This is a genomic window from Aquipuribacter sp. SD81, assembly GCF_037153975.1.
Classification (GTDB): Bacteria; Actinomycetota; Actinomycetes; order Actinomycetales; family JBBAYJ01; genus Aquipuribacter.
The window spans coordinates 17,202-33,286 of record NZ_JBBAYJ010000032.1; the positions used below are offsets into that span (position 1 = coordinate 17,202).

The 16,085-nt window shown below is 75.5% G+C and carries 12 protein-coding genes and 1 pseudogene; 6 read left to right on the plus strand and 7 right to left on the minus strand.

Going from position 1 to position 16,085, the window contains the following annotated elements; all coding sequences use genetic code 11:
* Window positions 1-9: 9 nt before the first annotated feature.
* The gene (locus tag WAA21_RS16190; RefSeq protein ID WP_336923871.1) at window positions 10-963 is read right to left on the minus strand and encodes a GDP-mannose 4,6-dehydratase; all 954 of its coding nucleotides are present in this window, start codon (window positions 961-963) and stop codon (window positions 10-12) included.
* A gap of 1 nt (window position 964) precedes the next feature.
* Window positions 965-1,966, minus strand: a complete 1,002-nt coding sequence (locus tag WAA21_RS16195) for a GDP-mannose 4,6-dehydratase (RefSeq protein WP_336923873.1) — start codon at window positions 1,964-1,966, stop codon at window positions 965-967.
* Window positions 1,967-2,010: 44 nt separating this feature from the next.
* Here WAA21_RS16195 and WAA21_RS16200 point away from each other — a divergent pair, with 44 nt between their 5' ends.
* The gene (locus WAA21_RS16200) at window positions 2,011-3,741 is read left to right on the plus strand and encodes a hypothetical protein (RefSeq protein ID WP_336923874.1); all 1,731 of its coding nucleotides are present in this window, start codon (window positions 2,011-2,013) and stop codon (window positions 3,739-3,741) included.
* Window positions 3,742-3,765: 24 nt separating this feature from the next.
* Here WAA21_RS16200 and WAA21_RS16205 read toward each other — a convergent pair whose 3' ends face one another.
* Window positions 3,766-4,767 (minus strand): glycosyltransferase family 2 protein, encoded by a 1,002-nt coding sequence (locus WAA21_RS16205; protein WP_336923876.1) that lies wholly within the window; start codon window positions 4,765-4,767, stop codon window positions 3,766-3,768.
* The gene (locus WAA21_RS16210) at window positions 4,764-5,330 is read right to left on the minus strand and encodes a GtrA family protein (RefSeq protein ID WP_336923878.1); all 567 of its coding nucleotides are present in this window, start codon (window positions 5,328-5,330) and stop codon (window positions 4,764-4,766) included. Before WAA21_RS16210 ends, WAA21_RS16205 begins: the two co-directional genes overlap by 4 nt.
* Window positions 5,331-5,373: 43 nt before the next feature.
* Here WAA21_RS16210 and rffA point away from each other — a divergent pair, with 43 nt between their 5' ends.
* The 3 genes from rffA to rfbB are packed head-to-tail and all read left to right on the plus strand — an operon-like array spanning window position 5,374 to window position 8,383.
* Complete coding sequence (rffA, locus tag WAA21_RS16215; RefSeq protein ID WP_336923879.1) at window positions 5,374-6,522, plus strand: dTDP-4-amino-4,6-dideoxygalactose transaminase; 1,149 nt, start codon at window positions 5,374-5,376, stop codon at window positions 6,520-6,522.
* Entirely contained in the window at window positions 6,519-7,355 is an 837-nt protein-coding gene (locus WAA21_RS16220; protein ID WP_336923880.1) for a GNAT family N-acetyltransferase, read from the plus strand. The genes rffA and WAA21_RS16220 overlap by 4 nt, the downstream gene beginning before the upstream one ends.
* 32 nt (window positions 7,356-7,387) lie before the next feature.
* Window positions 7,388-8,383 (plus strand): dTDP-glucose 4,6-dehydratase, encoded by a 996-nt coding sequence (gene rfbB, locus WAA21_RS16225; protein ID WP_336923881.1) that lies wholly within the window; start codon window positions 7,388-7,390, stop codon window positions 8,381-8,383.
* Window positions 8,384-8,401: 18 nt separating this feature from the next.
* On the opposite strand, the gene WAA21_RS16230 is transcribed toward rfbB, so the two are convergent.
* The 3 genes from WAA21_RS16230 to WAA21_RS16240 form a co-directional block, all read right to left on the minus strand.
* Window positions 8,402-10,543, minus strand: coding sequence for a SpoIID/LytB domain-containing protein (locus WAA21_RS16230; protein ID WP_336923882.1), 2,142 nt, complete (start codon window positions 10,541-10,543; stop codon window positions 8,402-8,404).
* A gap of 5 nt (window positions 10,544-10,548) precedes the next feature.
* Window positions 10,549-12,669, minus strand: coding sequence for an N-acetylmuramoyl-L-alanine amidase (locus WAA21_RS16235; RefSeq protein ID WP_336923883.1), 2,121 nt, complete (start codon window positions 12,667-12,669; stop codon window positions 10,549-10,551).
* A gap of 551 nt (window positions 12,670-13,220) precedes the next feature.
* Window positions 13,221-14,366: an acyl-CoA dehydrogenase family protein gene (locus WAA21_RS16240; protein WP_336923884.1), complete on the minus strand. Its 1,146-nt coding sequence runs from the start codon at window positions 14,364-14,366 to the stop codon at window positions 13,221-13,223.
* Window positions 14,367-14,458: 92 nt separating this feature from the next.
* Here WAA21_RS16240 and WAA21_RS16245 point away from each other — a divergent pair, with 92 nt between their 5' ends.
* Both WAA21_RS16245 and WAA21_RS16250 read left to right on the plus strand, forming a co-directional pair.
* Window positions 14,459-15,799, plus strand: coding sequence for a UDP-glucose dehydrogenase family protein (locus WAA21_RS16245; RefSeq protein WP_336923885.1), 1,341 nt, complete (start codon window positions 14,459-14,461; stop codon window positions 15,797-15,799).
* A gap of 54 nt (window positions 15,800-15,853) precedes the next feature.
* A pseudogene (locus tag WAA21_RS16250) lies at window positions 15,854-16,085 on the plus strand (hypothetical protein); the annotation flags it as partial.

Consider the following 16,085-nt stretch of genomic DNA (forward strand, 5'->3'; position numbering starts at 1 on the left):
GACGGGGCGTCAGCCGGCGCCGCGCGCCCGCTCGAGGTCGGCCTCGACCATCGCCCGCACGACGTCGTCGAAGCCGAGGGTCGGTGTCCAGCCGAGCACCTCGCGGGCCCGCGTCGCGTCGCCGACCAGCGCGGGCCCGTCGACGGGCCGGAAGCGGGACGGGTCGGTCTCGACGTGGGCGCGCCAGTCGTCGACACCCACGGCGGCGAAGGCCGCGGCCACGAAGTCCTCGACGGTGTGGCCCCGGCCGGTGGCGACGACGAAGTCGCCGGGCTCGTCGGCCAGCGCCATCCGGTGCAGCGCGTCGACGTAGTCCGGCGCCCACCCCCAGTCGCGCACCGCGGCCAGGTTCCCCAGGCGCAGCGGGGGGCCGCCGTGCACCGCGACCTGCGCGACGCCCTGCGTGATGGTCCGCGTGACGAACGTGTGCGGTCGGCGGGGCGACTCGTGGTTGTACAGCACCGCCGCGCTCACGAACCGCCCCGCCGCGCGGTACGTGCGGGCCAGGTGCAGGGCGTACGCCTTGGCCGCCCCGTACGGCGAGGTCGGGGCGACGGGCGTCGCCTCGTTCTGCGGCACCTCGCCGGAGCCGGCGAAGACCTCGGCGCTGCTGGCGACCACCACGCGGGGGCACGCGGCGCCCAGCGCGTGGGCGGCCCCGAGCAGCCGCGCGGTCGCGGCGCCGGTGACGTCGGCGGTCACGCCCGGGTCCTGCCACGACCGCCCCACGGAGGAGATGCCGCCGAGGTGGAACACGACGTCGGGGCTCGCGTCCGGCAGCAGGCGCCGGAACAGCCCCGGGTCGGCGAGGTCGCCGGCGGCGACCTCGACCCCGGGCACGAGCGTGCCGTTGGTGTCCCCGGCGCGCACGAGCCCGGTCACGTGCCAGCCGTCGGCCAGCAGCCGCTCCGCGAGGTAGCTGCCGTCCTGCCCGGTGACGCCGGTGACGAGGGCGCGGGGCACCTCAGCCGTCCCCGCCGCCGCGTCCCGCTCGCTCCTTCTGCTCGGTGAGGTCGGCGTCGACCATCATCGTGACGAGCTCCTCGAAGCGGACCCGGGGCGTCCAGCCGAGCACCTCCCGCGCCTTGCTCGCGTCGCCGACCAGCACGTCGACCTCCGCCGGGCGCAGCAGGGCCGCGTCGTGCCTGACGAGGCCCGACCAGTCGTCGACGCCGACGTGGGCGAAGGCGACGTCGAGCAGCTCGCGGATCGAGTGCGTGTGCCCGGTCGCGACGACGTAGTCGTCGGCCTCCGGCTGCTGCAGCATGCGCCACATCGCCTCGACGTAGTCCCCGGCGAAGCCCCAGTCGCGGCGCGCGTCGAGGTTGCCGAGGACGAGCCCGTCCTGCAGCCCGAGCGCGATGCGCGCGACGGCGCGCGAGACCTTGCGGGTGACGAACTCGACCCCGCGCCGCGGCGACTCGTGGTTGAACAGGATGCCGCTGGAGGCGTGCATGCCGTACGACTCGCGGTAGTTGATCGTCATGTAGTGGCCGTAGACCTTCGCGACGCCGTACGGCGAGCGCGGCCACAGCAGCGTCGTCTCCCGCTGCGGCACCTCCTGCACGCGGCCGAACATCTCCGAGCTCGACGCCTGGTAGAAGCGGACGCCGGAGACGTCGTCGCCGCCGTGGAGCCGGACCGCCTCGAGCATGTTGAGCACGCCCTTGCCGGTCACCTCGGTCGTGAGGTGCGCGTTCTCCCACGAGTAGGCGACGAAGGAGATGGCACCGAGGTTGTAGACCTCGTCCGGGTCCGCCACCGCCATGGCGCGGATGAGGCTCGACAGGTCCGTGAGGTCGCCGGTCAGCAGGCGCACCCCCGGCACCGTGCGGCGGACGAGGTCGGTCTTGGGGTTGTTCTGGCCGCGGATCAGGCCGTAGACCTCGTACCCCTTGTCGAGCAGCAGCTCGGCGAGGTAGAGGCCGTCCTGGCCGGTGATCCCGGTGACGAGGGCGCGAGGCACGGGACGGAAGCCTGCCACGGACGGCCGGGCCTAGGGTGTTCGCCGTGCCCTCGCCGACCGTGTCCGCGCGCCGTGCGCCGGAGACGGCACCGGACCGGGGACGGGACAGGACCGCCGGGCGTCGCCCCCGTCCGGCGCCGGGGGTGCTGCTGGCGGCCGCCGCGCTGCCCGTGGTCGTCGTGGCCCTGCTGTGGCCGGTGCTCGTGTCGCCGGTGCAGGCCGACGACCGCTACTGGTACCTGCTCGCGCCCGGTGACTCCGGCGGCTCGTGGGGCGCGGTGCTCGGCCGCGTCGTCGCGGACTCCGACCCCTCCGACGGGCGCCTGACCCCGCTGGCGTTCCTGCTGCGCCGCCTCGTCGCGCTCGGCGTCTTCGACCTCAGCGTGCTCACCGGGGCGCCGCTGGCGACCCTGCACTCGTGGGTGAAGGTCGCCTGCCTCGTGGCCGTGCTGGCGGCGGTGTGGGCCTTCGTCCGGGCGTGGGCGTGGCGCGGCGCCGACGGCGTCCTGCGCCGGCCCGGCAGGTGGCAGGCCGCGCTCGTGTCGCTCGTCGTGCTCGCGGGGCTCGCGGCGGGCGCGCAGACCCAGAACGCCTTCCGCAACGCCTGGGTCGCCTACCCCCTGCTCACCTACGGGGCGGTGGTCGCGACGCTCGGCACGGTCGCGGTCGTGCTGTGGCTCGCCCGGCGAACCGCCGCCCGCCGGCCGGGCGCGGTGCTCGTGTCCGCGGTCGTCGGCCTCGCGCTCGCCGTCGCGCTCACCACCACCTACGAGCTGTACTACGTCGCGGTGCCCGCCGCCGTCCTCGCGCTGCTGCTCGCGCCCACCGGAGCCGACGGCGGCGCCGACCTGCGGGCCCGGCTCGTCGCGGGCGTGCCCCTCGTCGCGGGCTTCGGCGTCCTGCTCACGTGGGCCCGGACGAGCATCGCCGCCGCGTGCGCGGACCAGGACTGCTACGTCGGCACGACGCCGTCGCTCGGCGCGGCGGCGGTCCGGACCACGTGGACGAACCTCCTCGGGTCCGTCCCGGGCGGGGGTCGCGACGAGGCGGCCGAGGAGCTCGCGGCCAACGGGCTGGACCCGGCCGTCGCCGGCCCCGGCGCCGGCACGCTGCTGCTGGCGGCCGCGCTCGCGGCCTGCGTGCTCGTGCTGTGGCGCGCGCTCGCCGTGCGCGCCGACCGGCACCCCGACGGCCGGTCCGCCCACCCCGGCGCCACCGCGGGCGGGCGGGAGCGGCTGTGGTCGGCGGGGTCGCAGGCCTCGGCGCTCGTGCGGGCGGCCGTCGTCGCGCTCGCCGTCGCCGTCGGCAGCGCCGTCATCATGTCGGTGTCGGTGCAGGCGCAGGAGGTCGTCGTCTCGCTCGGGCAGCCGTACCGGCACACCGTCGTGACGTGGACGGGGCTCGTGCTCACCGGCGTGCTGCTGGGCCGCGCGGTGCAGCTGCGCGGGGGCCGCGCCGCCCGGTGGGTCCCCGCGCTCGCGGCGCTCGTCGTCGGCGCGCTCGTGCTGCTCAGCGTCCCGGTGAACACCGCCGCCACGCGCGCCTCGCTCGCCTCCCCCGCCACGCGCGCGGTGGAGGAGCTGCACCGGGAGGCCGCGGTGGGCGACCCGACCCCCGAGGGCGACCTGCGGCGCTGCGAGACGGTCGAGCGCGTCGTGCGGGACTGGCCGACGGCCCGGGCCCGCGAGGTGGCGCTGCGGGCCGCCGACGCGACCACCCGGGCGTACTTCGGGCTGCCGTGGTGCAGCGAGGGCCTCGGGCTCGACGAGGGCTGAGCCCCGCCCGGCGGGCCGGCCGGCTCAGGCCGAGGGGCGCGGGTCCCGCAGCGCGCGGGCGACGTCGGAGGCGAGCTGGTGCGTCGGCGGCTGCTCCTGGCGGGTGTCGGTCCGCACGACGTACGTCGGCTTCTGCATGCTCCGGAAGTGCAGGCGCCCGATGTACTCCCCCAGCACCCCCACCGACACCATCTGCGCCGCGGAGAACAGCGCGATCATCGACGCCAGCGTCGTGAAGCCCGTCACCGTGATCGTGTCGGTGAAGTAGCCCCACAGGGTGACGAGCAGCAGCACGACGCCGACGACGCCGAGCACGAGCCCGAGGTAGGTGACGAGCTTGAGCGGCAGGGTGCCGTAGCCGGTCACCATGTTGAGGGTGTGCCGCACGAGCCGGCGCAGGCCGTAGGCCGACGTGCCGACCTCGCGCTGGTCCATGCGGACGTCGGCGCGGCGGACCGACACCGTCGTCCACGACAGCAGCACGTCGAGGGAGGCGAAGGCGTCGGCGGCCTCGGGGAAGCCGTCGCGCAGGTCGGTGCGGAAGGCCCGCAGCGCGCTCACGTCGTCGGCGTTGGCCACGCCCGCGAGCGCGAGGCCCCGCTTGACCGAGCGCGAGGCGAGGGAGCGCCAGAAGCCGTGCTCCTCGCGCACCGCGACGCCGTAGACGAGGTCGACGAGCGGGTCGAGCAGCGGCCGCAGCAGCGTGGGCAGCTGGTCCGGGCGGTGCTGCAGGTCGTCGTCCATGGTGACGACGACCTCGTGCCGGGCGCGCGCGAGCCCGGCGAGCAGGGCGTTGTGCTGGCCGTAGTTGCGGCGCAGCATGACGGCGCGCACGCGCGGCGACGCGGTCGCGAGCGCGTGCGCGACGGCGAAGGTCCCGTCCGGGCTCCCGTCCACGACGAGGACCACCTCGTAGTCCTCCACGAGGCCCTCGGCGCCCGCGCCGAGCACGGTGTGCAGGCCCTCGACGAGGGCGGGCAGGGTGAGCTCGGAGCGGTAGCAGGGGACGACGACGCTGACCTTCACGACGCCCCCCTCCCGGCGCGCCGTCCGCCGGTGCCGGTCGGGGCGCCCGTCCCGGCGCCCGTGCCCGCGCCCGTGCCGGCGCCCGTGCCGGCGCTCGTGCCGGCGTCGGTGCCGTCGGGGCGGACGTCGCCCGCGGCCTGCCCGAAGCTGAAGAAGCGGTGCCCGAGGTAGCTGCTGACCGCCACCACGACGATCGCGACCACCTGCGCTGCGAAGGGCGGCATGCCGAGCACCTCCACGAGCAGCGGCGTGGCGACGAAGCCGGCCACCATGCCGCCGGACCAGACCGACAGGAAGCGCCACAGGTCCTCCGGCCACGCGCGCCGCGAGCGGAACACGAGGCGGCGGTAGGCGGGGAAGGCGGCGCAGATCGTGACGACGTGCGCCAGGGCGATCGCCAGCATGTACGGCAGCCCCGCGAGCAGCCCCGTCGCCACGAGCACGAGGTAGAACACCGTCGTGGTGCCCGCGACCAGCACGTAGCGCACCTCGTGACGGTGCAGCGCACGGGCCACGAGCCTCGCCGGGCCACCCGCCGTGGCGGGTGCGTCGTCCTGCCTCATGGTGACGAAGGGTACGCAGGTCGGTGTGGCAGGCTGGCCGTCCGTGCAGCCCATCGTGTTCAGCCGCCCCTTCCGCGCCCCGGACGAGCAGGCCTACGTCGCGCAGGCGCTGGAGTCGGGGCACCTGCACGGCGACGGCACGTTCACCCGGCGGGCGACCGCCCTGCTGCAGGAGATCAGCGGCGCACCGCGCGCGCTCCTCACGAGCTCGTGCACCCACGCCCTCGAGCTCGCCGCCGTGCTGCTGGACCTCGGGCCGGGCGACGAGGTCGTCGTGCCGAGCTTCACCTTCTCCTCCACGGCTGCCGCCGTCGTGCAGCGCGGGGCCACGCCGGTCTTCGCCGACGTCGACCCGCTCACGCTCGACCTGACGCCGGAGACGGTCGCGCGCTGCGTCACCGAGCGCACGCGCGCGGTCTTCGTCGTGCACTACGGCGGCGTGGGCTGCGACGTCGACGGCATCCGCGCCGCCGCGGGCGGGGTGCCCGTCGTGGAGGACAACGCGCACGGGCTCGGAGCCTCCGTGGGCGGGCGACGGCTCGGCACCCTCGGGGAGCTGGCCGCGCAGAGCTTCCACGACACGAAGAACGTGCAGTGCGGCGAGGGCGGCGCGCTGCTGGTCAACGACGCGCGCCTCGCTGAGCGCGCCGAGGTCGTCCGGGAGAAGGGGACCGACCGGGCGCGCTTCCTGCGGGGGCAGGTCGACAAGTACACGTGGGTCGACACCGGCTCCAGCTACCTGCCGAGCGAGCTGCAGGCCGCACTGCTGCTGGCCCAGCTCGAGGCCTTCGACCGGATCCAGGCCGAGCGGCACCGGGTGTGGTCCCGGTACGCCGCGGAGCTGCCGGAGTGGGCCGAGGAGGTCGGCGCCCGGCTCATGCACGTGCCCGACGACGTCGAGCACCCGGCGCACGTCTTCTACCTGATGGCCCCGACCCACGAGGACCAGACCGGCCTCATCGCGGCGGCGAAGGAGCGCGGCGTCATCGCGACGTTCCACTACCAGCCGCTGCACTCCTCCCCCGCCGGCCGCCGCTTCGGCCGGGCGGCGCCGGGCGGCTGCCCGGTCACCGACGACGCCGCCGCGCGGCTGGTCCGCCTGCCCCTGTGGCCCGGCATGACGGACGACGACGTCTCGCGGGTCGTCGCCGCCGTGCGCGCCTACCGCCCCGTCGGGGTGCCGGTCGCGTGAGCTGGGAGTCGCTGGCCGGCGACGCGGTCGACCTCGCACCGAGCCCGTCGGAGAGCGACCGGTTCGGCGTCACCATGGCGCGGCTGACCGTCGGGGCGGTGGCGGACCCGCACGGGCGCGCGCCCGCGCTGGCCGCGGCGCTCGCGGGCTCGGAGGCCGACGTCGTCGTCGTGCGCCACCCCGCGGCGGCGGGCGACTGCGCCGCCGCGCTCGCCGCCTCGGACCGTGACGTGCTCCCCGCCGGGGCGCTCGTGTACTGGGAGCTGCTGCCCGCCCGCCGGCGTCCGCCCACCCGCACCGCCGACCTCGTCGTGGTCGCCGCGGGCGAGCCGGGCGCCCCCGAGGACCTCGGCGGGACCGTCGAGGACGTCGTGCGGGCCTCGTTCACCGGCTACGCCAACCACTACACGGTCGACCCGCTCCTCGACGACGACGCGGCGCTCGCCGGCTACGTCGAGTGGGCGCGGCGCGCGACGACCGGCTCACCCGCCGTCCCGGACGCGCGCGCCGTCGGCACGCTCGTGCTCGTCCACGCGGGCAGCCCCGTGGGCGTCGCGACGACCTCGGTCGGCGCGGACGATGACGACGCCCACCACGTCGAGGTCCTCCTCGCCGGCCTGGGCGCACCGTGGCAGGGCCGCGGCTGGTACCCCGTCCTGCTGGACGCCGTGGCCGAGCGCGCCCTCGAGGCCGGCGCCCGACGCGTCGTCATCTCCACGCAGGTGCACAACGTGCGGGTGCAGCGGGCGTGGGCGCGGCTCGGCCTCGAGCCCTTCGCGGCGGTGGAGACGGTGCACGCCGTCCGGCGCGGGCTGCTGGCCGGGCGCCGCTAGCCTCGCCGCAGCACCCGACCCCAGGAGGACCCGTGCACGTGCTCGTGACCGGCGGCGCCGGCTTCATCGGCTCCAACTTCGTCGTGCGGACCGCGGCGACCCGTCCCGAGGTGGAGGTGACGGTCCTCGACGCCCTCACCTACGCCGGGCGGGAGGAGTCCCTCGCCCCGGTCGCGGACCGGGTGCGCCTGGTCCGCGCCGACCTCACCGACGCCGACGTCGTCGACGGCCTCGTGGGCGAGGCCGACGCGGTCGTGCACTTCGCCGCGGAGTCCCACAACGACAACTCGCTGTCGGACCCCTGGCCGTTCGTGCGCACGAACGTCGTCGGCACGTACACGCTGCTGGAGGCGGTGCGCCGCCACGGCACCCGGCTGCACCACGTGTCGACCGACGAGGTGTACGGCGACCTCGCGCTCGACGACCCGGCGAAGTTCACCGAGCAGACGCCGTACAACCCGTCCAGCCCGTACTCGGCGACCAAGGCCGCCAGCGACATGCTCGTGCGGGCGTGGGTCCGCTCCTTCGGCGTCGAGGCGACGCTGAGCAACTGCTCGAACAACTACGGGCCCCGCCAGCACGTGGAGAAGTTCATCCCGCGGCAGGTGACGAACCTGCTGGACGGGGTCCGACCGAAGCTGTACGGCTCGGGCGCGAACGTACGCGACTGGATCCACGTCGACGACCACAACGACGCGGTGTGGGCGGTGCTGGAGCGCGGCGCCCCCGGGCGCACGTACCTGATCGGCGCCGACGGCGAGACGAGCAACCTCGAGGTCGTGCGCACGCTGCTGGAGATCGTCGGGCGCAGCCCCGACGACTTCGACCACGTGCCGGACCGCCCCGGGCACGACCTCCGCTACGCGATCGACGCGTCCCGCACGCGCTCGGAGCTCGGCTGGGAGCCCGCGCACGCCGACTTCCGCTCCGGCCTGGCCGCGACGGTCGAGTGGTACCGGGAGAACGAGGCGTGGTGGCGGGCGGACAAGGCCGCGACCGAGGAGCGCTACCGCACGATCGGGCGCTGAGGCCGCTCGGCCCCGGCTTCAGCGGGGCGGCCCCGGCAGGGCCGCCACCGCCGTCCACCCCGGCGACCAGCGGGCGAGGCTGAGCGTGGCGAGCGAGGCCCCGGCGAGGTCGGAGACCACCGCGCGCCCCGAGCCCCGGTTGTAGGTGAGGACCTCGCTGCGCTCGGTGCCGTCGGTCTCGACGTCGACCACCGAGTCCCAGCCGACGGACCAGCGGGCCATGGCGAGGGTGCTCGGCGAGGAGTCGGCGGCGAGGTCGGACACCACGGCACGCCCCGAGCCCCGGTCGTAGGTGAGGACCTCCGAGCGGATGGTCCCGTCGGCCTCGACCGCGACGACCGAGTGCCAGCCGGCCGACCACCTGGCCAGCGCCAGCGTCCCCAGCTGCGCCCCGGCGCCGAGGTCGGAGAAGACCGCCCGCCCCGAGCCCCGGTTGTAGGTGAGCAGCTCGGTGCCGGCCGTGCCGTCGGACTCCACGGCGGCGACCTGGTCCCAGCCGGTCGACCAGCGGGCCGTCGACAGGGTGCTCGGCGTCCCCGACGCCGACAGGTCCGACACGACGGCGCGGCCGGTGCGCCGGTTGTACGTGAGGACCTCGGTGCCCTCGGTGCCGTCGGCCTCCGCCGCGACGACGGCGTCCCAGCCCCGTGACCACGTCGCGCCCGCCGCTGCCCCGATCGAGCCGTCGGCGCCGACCTCGTGCAGCTGCGCGCGCCCCGAGCCCGCGTCGTAGGTGAGCACGGCGCGGCTCCCGCCCGGCAGCGTGACGGGGACGACGGCGTCCGAGCCGGTGGCCAGGGTCGCGCTCGAGAGCGTGACGAGCCCGCCGTCGAGGAGCGGGCGGGTGACGACGGCCCGACCACCGCGGGCGTCGTAGGTGAGCAGGTCCGTCGGCTGCGGGGGCACGGTGGTGGGTCGGAAGAGGTGGCTGCGCAGGCCGAGCGCGGTGCGCGCCTGCTCCCCGGTCACCTCGACGCGGCCGGCCGTGCCGCGGACGGTGAGCGTCCGGACGCGGCCGTCGAAGGGGCCGACCCCGTCCCCGGTCACGGTGAGGGAGAGGAAGTCGCCGACCGCCGGCCACGTCCGCTCGATGCGCTCCGGGGTGAGCGTCACGCTCCAGCGGGAGTAGGGGTTGCGCCCGTCGGCGTCGTCGTAGGGGTCGAGGCGGGTCGCCCAGCCGTTGCTGCCGTTGGTGACGCCGCCGTTGCTCGAGCTGAACTCGGTGCGCACGACAGCGGTCCCCCGGCGCACGACCCGGTCCCGCGTGGCGTCGACCGCGGCCCGCACCGAGGCGACCTCGTACGGCGTCACGGTGCCCGCGGCGCTGGTCCGGCTGACGCCGCGGTACACCTGGCACTGCGTGGTGTCGAGCACGTCGAAGTGCGTCGCACCCTGCGAGCAGCGGGAGTGCGCGTACGAGCGTGCGGCGACGGCCTGCGCCTGCAGCGCGGCGGCTGGCCACGACGAGGGCATCTCGGCGCCGACGACGCTGTAGAGGTACTGCTCGAAGGGCAGGGTGTTGACGAGGTCCGCGGAGCCCGTCCCGGTGCCGACGAGCGACAGGGTCCCCCGGTAGCGCTGCACCGAGCCGTCGCTGCGCAGCACGCCGACGGCGTCGGAGTCGGTCGCCACGACGACGGGCCCCGGGACCGAGGCGGGCCACCCGGTCGGGGTGCGGTACGTGCCGGCGGAGCGCACGGTCACCTCGAACCCGCCGCTCACCCGCCGCACGCGGAGCCGGTCGCCGACGGTGTCGACGCGGAGGGGGGTCCCGTCGGCGCCGTCGCGCACGGTCGACCCCGCCCCGAGCGGGAACGTCTGCGTGCTGCCGGAGCCGACCTTGACGCGGATGCTGCCCCGCGACTGCGTCGCGAGGTCGTCGCCCGGGTAGTAGAAGGCGACGATCTGCGCGACGGACTGCCCGGCGAGCGCACGGCCGTAGGCGCCGTACTGGCTCATGCCGCGGCCGTGGCCGAAGCCGGCACCCTCGAGCACGACGTCGCCGTCGACCGCGGACGCCGGCGCCGCGAGGGCTCCCGGCACCAGCACGCCCACGAGCGCCGTCACGAGGGCGGTCACGACGGCCGCGAGGACCCGGCGGGGGGCCGAGAGGCCCCCGCCGGTCGCCGGTCGGGCGACGCGCGTGGTGCGTGTGCGCATCGGGATCACCTGATCGTCCTGGTCCCCCCGGACTGCGTGACGTCGGTGGTGACGATACGCCCGCTCCGGCTGTTGTAGGTGAGGATCTCCGAGCCGGGGGTGCCGTCCACCTCGGTCGCGACGACGCGCGACCAGCCGGTCGACCACGAGGCGAGGTTCACGGTGCCGGTGCGGCCCGTCGAGGCGATGTCGGTGAGGACCACGCGGCCGCTGCGGCTGTTGTACGTCAGGAGCTCGGAGCCGGGCGTGCCGTCGACCTCCAGGACGCTCACGACGTCCCAGCCCGGGCTGAAGCGCTGCTCGCGCAGCGTCGCGGAGCCCGTGCCGCGGGACAGGTCGACGAACAGGTGGCGTCCGGTCGTGGGGTTGTACACCGACAGCTCCGAGCCCGTCCGGCGGTCGACGTCGACGACCTGCAGGTACGTCCAGCCCGGGGACCACGCGCTCTCGCGCAGGGTGCGGGTGCGCGTGCCCTCGAGCTTCGTCACGAGCTGGCGGCCGGTCGCGGCGTCGTAGACGAGCAGCTCGGACCCGGACCTGCCGTCGACCTCGACGGCGAGGACGCGCGTCCAGCCCTTCGACCACCGCAGGTCGGCGTCCACGCTCGTCGCACCGTCCGCGGCGAGGTCGTGGACCAGCGCCCGGCCGGAGGCCGCGTCGTAGACCAGCACCTCGTCGCCGGCGGAGCCGTCGAGCTCGGCGGGCACGACCGAGTCCATGCCCGTCGGCCACGAGGAGCGCGCGAGGACGCTGAAGGCACCCGTCGTCGTCTGGTCGTAGACGACGGCCTGCCCGGTGGCCCGGTCGTAGGCCAGCAGCTCGGTGCCGGCGGTGCGGTCCGCCTCGACGGGCACGAGGGTCTGCCCGACGGTGGCGCCGCCCGCGAAGGCCGCGGCCGTGCTGCGGATCGCCGGCATGCTCGACACGAGGTTGCGGCCGGGGCAGGCGGTGAGGCCCACGTCGCGGTGGGCGAAGACGCGCGGCAGGGACACCCGCGTCCCGGAGGAGTAGCGCGAGGTGCCGCCGGCGGAGGTGAGGCTCACGGTGCCCGTGGCCGGGGTGCCGAAGGCGCCGAGCTTCCACCCGATGACGCGGCCGATCGTGGTGACCATCACCGAGGGGGCCGAGGCCGTCTCGTAGTTGCCGAGGGCGGACACGCCCATCGTGCGGTCGTTGAAGCCGCCGGCGTGGGCGCCGCGGACGGCGCGGGTGATGCCGCCGAAGCGGCCCTCGAACACCTGGCCGTACTTGTCGACGAGGAAGTTGTAGCCGACGTCGCACCAGCCGAGCGAACCCGTGTGGTACGCGTAGATGCCGCGCACGATGCCGGCGCTCTCCGACCTCGAGTAGCTGTTCGTCCCGGCGGTGTGGTGGACCGTGGCCGCCACGAGGTCCTTGGAGTACGACGGGGTGCAGCGGCGGCGGGACTCGTCGGCCCCCCACGCCGCACGGCTGATGATCGTCGGGCGGGTGGTGAAGGCCTCCGACGCGGTGATGGCCTGCTCGGTCTCGACGAGGTCCGCGGGGGTCTCGCCGGGGTCGATGGTCACGGCGTTGATGTCCTCGGGCAGCCGGCCCTCGCTCGTCACGACCCGCACCTGGACGGCGTCGGCGCCGTCGGTGACGAGGGGCTCGGTGCCGTCGACGCCGGCCGCGAGGCGCGCCTCCTCGGTGCCGGCGTCCGGGCCGCCGTCGTTGCGCTCCAGGGCCGTCCACCCCGTCCAGCCGTCCGCCTCCCGCAGGCGGGCCTCGACGGTCACCGTGCCGGTGTCCTGCTCGTCGGTCTCCCAGGTGACGCCCATGACGGAGAACTCGTCGGTGGGGATGACGCCGGTCTGGAAGGTCGTGGGGTCGACGGTGAGCAGCGACGTCCCGGACGGCTCGACGGACGGCTCGATGGACGGCTCGGCGGACGGCTCGGCGGACGCCTCGGTGGACGGCTCGGCGGACGGCACGGCGGACGCCTCGGCCGACGGCGCGACGGGCTCGAGCTCGGCGGCCAGCGACACGGTGCTCACAGCCGCCTGCACGCCGGGGGCGGGCAGGGACACCACGTCGAAGACGAGGAGACCTCCGACCATCGTCGTGGTGGCGAGGGCGGCGGTCAGCCGGCGGAGGTGCGTCATCACGATCCTTCGTTTCGTCATCGGCGTGTCGCGTGTGACTCAAGTGACCAGTGGTGCTAGTGGGACGCGAGGGATGCTAACCGGTCACCACACGCGAGCGTCTAGGTGCGTACCGTCAATAGGTCGGGCGCCCGACGGACTCACTTGAGCCGTCAGGGCGCCGCCGCTACCACGTCCGCGCTCCGTCGCAGGTGAGGCGCGACGGCGCGTACGGGTGAGCGGCGGACCTCGTCCGGGCGGCCGTCCCCCGTCCGGACGAGCGGCACGACGGAGCGCGTACGGCCGTCCGGGCGAGCCCACGGCCTCGACGGGGCGTACGAAGCCGGAGGGGCCACGAAGCCGTCCGGGCCGTGGGGCCGGCCCGGGTGCGGGCGCGCCACGGAGCAGCCGGGACGGGGCAGCCGGGACGGGGCAGCCGGGACGGGGCAGCCGGGACGGGGCAGCCGGGACGGGGTGGCCGGGACGGGGCAGCCGGGACGGGGTGGCCGCGGTGCGGTCGCCACGGGCGGGCCGCGCGGGACGGGGACCCGGTGCAGCGGGCCCGCGTGAGGTCAGCGCAGGAGCGAGCGCCCCATCACGAGCCGCTGGACCTGGTTCGTGCCCTCGTAGATCTGCGTGATCTTCGCGTCGCGCATCATGCGCTCGACGGGGTGGTCGGACACGTAGCCCGCCCCGCCGAGCAGCTGCACGGCGTCGGTCGTCACCTGCATCGCGACGTCGGAGGCGAAGCACTTGGCCGCGGCGCCGAAGAAGCCGAGGTCGGCGTCGTCGCGCTCGCTCTTCGCCGCGGCGACGTACACGAGCTGCCGGGCGGCCTCGAGCGTCATCGCCATGTCGGCGAGCATGAACTGGATGCCCTGGAACTCCGCGACCGCGCGGCCGAACTGGCGGCGCTCCTTGACGTAGTCGCGGGCGTAGTCGAGCGCCCCCTGCGCGATGCCGACGGCCTGCGCCCCGATCGTGATGCGCGTGTGGTCGAGCGTGCGCAGCGCGATCCTCAGCCCCTGGCCCGGCTCGCCCACGAGGCGGTCGCCCGGGATGCGGCAGCCGTCGAACAGCAGCTCGCGGGTGGGCGAGCCCTTGATGCCGAGCTTCTTCTCCTTCTCCCCGAAGGTGAACCCCGGGTCGCCCTTCTCCACGACGAAGGCGCTGATGCCGCGGGAGCCCGCGTCGGGGTCGGTGACGGCCATGACCGTGTAGAACTCGCTGACGCCCGCGTTCGTGATCCACGACTTCTGCCCGTCGAGCACCCAGTCGTCGCCGTCGCGGCGGGCGCGGCAGCGCATGGCCGCGGTGTCGGAGCCGGCCTCGCGCTCCGACAGCCCGTAGCTGAAGCCCTCGCCGCGGGCCAGGCGCGGCAGGTAGCGCGCCTTGACCTCCTCGGACCCGGCGAGCAGGACGGGCATGGACCCGAGCTTGTTGACGGCCGGGACGAGCGAGCTCGAGGCGCACGCGCGGGCGACCTCCTCGATGACGAGGCACACCTCGAGCGCACCGGCGCCGACGCCGTCGTAGGCCTCCGGGACGTGCGGGGCGTGGAAGTCGCTGGCGACCAGCGCGTCGTGCGCCTCCTGCGGGAAGCGGGAGTCGCGGTCGACCTCGGCGGCGTACGGGGCGACCTTGTCCGCCACGACCGCGCGCACGGCCTCCTGCAGGTCCCGCTGGTCCTCGGTCAGGGTGTAGGCGTCCTCGCTCACGCGGTCGATGCTACGCCCGCCGGTTACTCGCCGGTAACCCCGTCGCGGCCTCGGCACGGGCACGACCGCGGTGGCCTGTAGCCTCCGGACCCGTGCGTATCTCTGTCATCGGTTGCGGGTACCTGGGGGCCGTGCACGCGGCGTGCATGGCCGAGCTCGGCCACGACGTCGTCGGCATCGACGTCGACGAGCGCAAGGTCGAGCTCCTGTCGGCCGGGAAGGCGCCCTTCTACGAGCCCGGCCTGCCGGAGCTGCTCGAGCGCGTCGCCGGCACCGGGCGGCTGCGCTTCACCACCGACATGGCCGAGGCCGCGGACGCCCAGGTCCACTTCGTGTGCGTCGGCACCCCGCAGCGCAAGGGCGAGTACGCCGCCGACCTCACCTACGTCGACGCGGCGGTCGACGCCCTTGCCCCGCACCTGCGCGGCACCGCCGACGCCCCCGTCCTCGTCGTCGGCAAGTCGACGGTGCCCGTCGGCACCGCCGCCCGTCTCGCCGACCGCGTGCAGGAGCTGCTGCCGGAGGGCGGGCACGCCCTGCTCGCGTGGAACCCGGAGTTCCTGCGCGAGGGCTTCGCGGTCCAGGACACCCTCACCCCCGACCGGTTCGTCTACGGCCTGCCCGACGGCGACGCGGGTGCGACCGCCAAGGCGCTGCTCGACGAGGTGTACGCGACCCCGCTCGGGGCCGGCACGCCCCTCGTCACCACGGACTACGCGACCGCCGAGCTCGTCAAGGTCGCCGCGAACTCCTTCCTCGCGACCAAGATCTCCTTCATCAACGCCATGGCCGAGGTCTGCGAGAAGGTGAACGCCGACGTCGTCGCCCTCGCCGACGCCATCGGCCACGACGCGCGCATCGGGCGCCGCTTCCTCAACGCCGGCCTCGGGTTCGGCGGCGGGTGCCTGCCCAAGGACATCCGCGCCTTCATGGCGCGCGCGGGCGAGCTCGGCGTCGACCAGGCGCTGACCTTCCTGCGCGACGTCGACGACATCAACATGCGCCGCCGCCAGCGCATGGTCGAGCTGACCCGGGAGGTGTGCGAGGGCTCCCTCCTCGGGCGCCGCATCGCGGTGCTCGGCGCGGCCTTCAAGCCCAACAGCGACGACATCCGCGACTCCCCCGCCCTCAGCGTCGCCGCGCAGCTGCGGCTGCAGGGCGGTCACGTGACCGTCTACGACCCGCAGGCGGTCGAGAACGCCGCCCGGGCCTGGCCCGACCTCCGGTTCGCGGCGAGCGCCGACGAGGCGGTCGCCGGTGCCGACGTCGTCCTGCTGCTCACGGAGTGGCAGGAGTTCCGCGACCTCGACCCCGTCGCTCTCGGCGAGCAGGTGGCGCACCGGCGCCTGCTCGACGGCCGCAACGCGCTGGACCCGGCGACGTGGCGGGCCGCCGGCTGGACGTACCGGGCCCTCGGGCGCCCGCGAGGCTAGGCGCCCCGGGCTCGCCTGTCACCCGGACGGCCCAGGCGGGCCTACCGTTGAGGGGTGCCGGACCAGCCGTACCGCGACGACGACCCGACCCGCCAGATGCGGCGGCCGGGCCCGCTCCGCTCCCCGCTGACGGGTCGCGCGACCGTCACCGGACCGGCGGCCGGCGGCGGCGACCGGACGGCACCGCGGCCCCCGGCACGCCCGGCGGCCCGCCCCACCACACCGCCCGACGCGACGCGCGTGATGCCGCGCCCGGCCCCGCAGCGCCCCGCCCAGCGCCCGGCCC

Bases quoted from the DNA above. Each gene is read 5' to 3' on its own strand.
- WAA21_RS16235 (WP_336923883.1), bottom strand. From the start codon at position 12,669: ATGACGCACCTCCGCCGGCTGACCGCCGCCCTCGCCACCACGACGATG.
- WAA21_RS16210 (WP_336923878.1), bottom strand. From the start codon at position 5,330: ATGAGGCAGGACGACGCACCCGCCACGGCGGGTGGCCCGGCGAGGCTC.
- WAA21_RS16230 (WP_336923882.1), bottom strand. From the start codon at position 10,543: ATGCGCACACGCACCACGCGCGTCGCCCGACCGGCGACCGGCGGGGGC.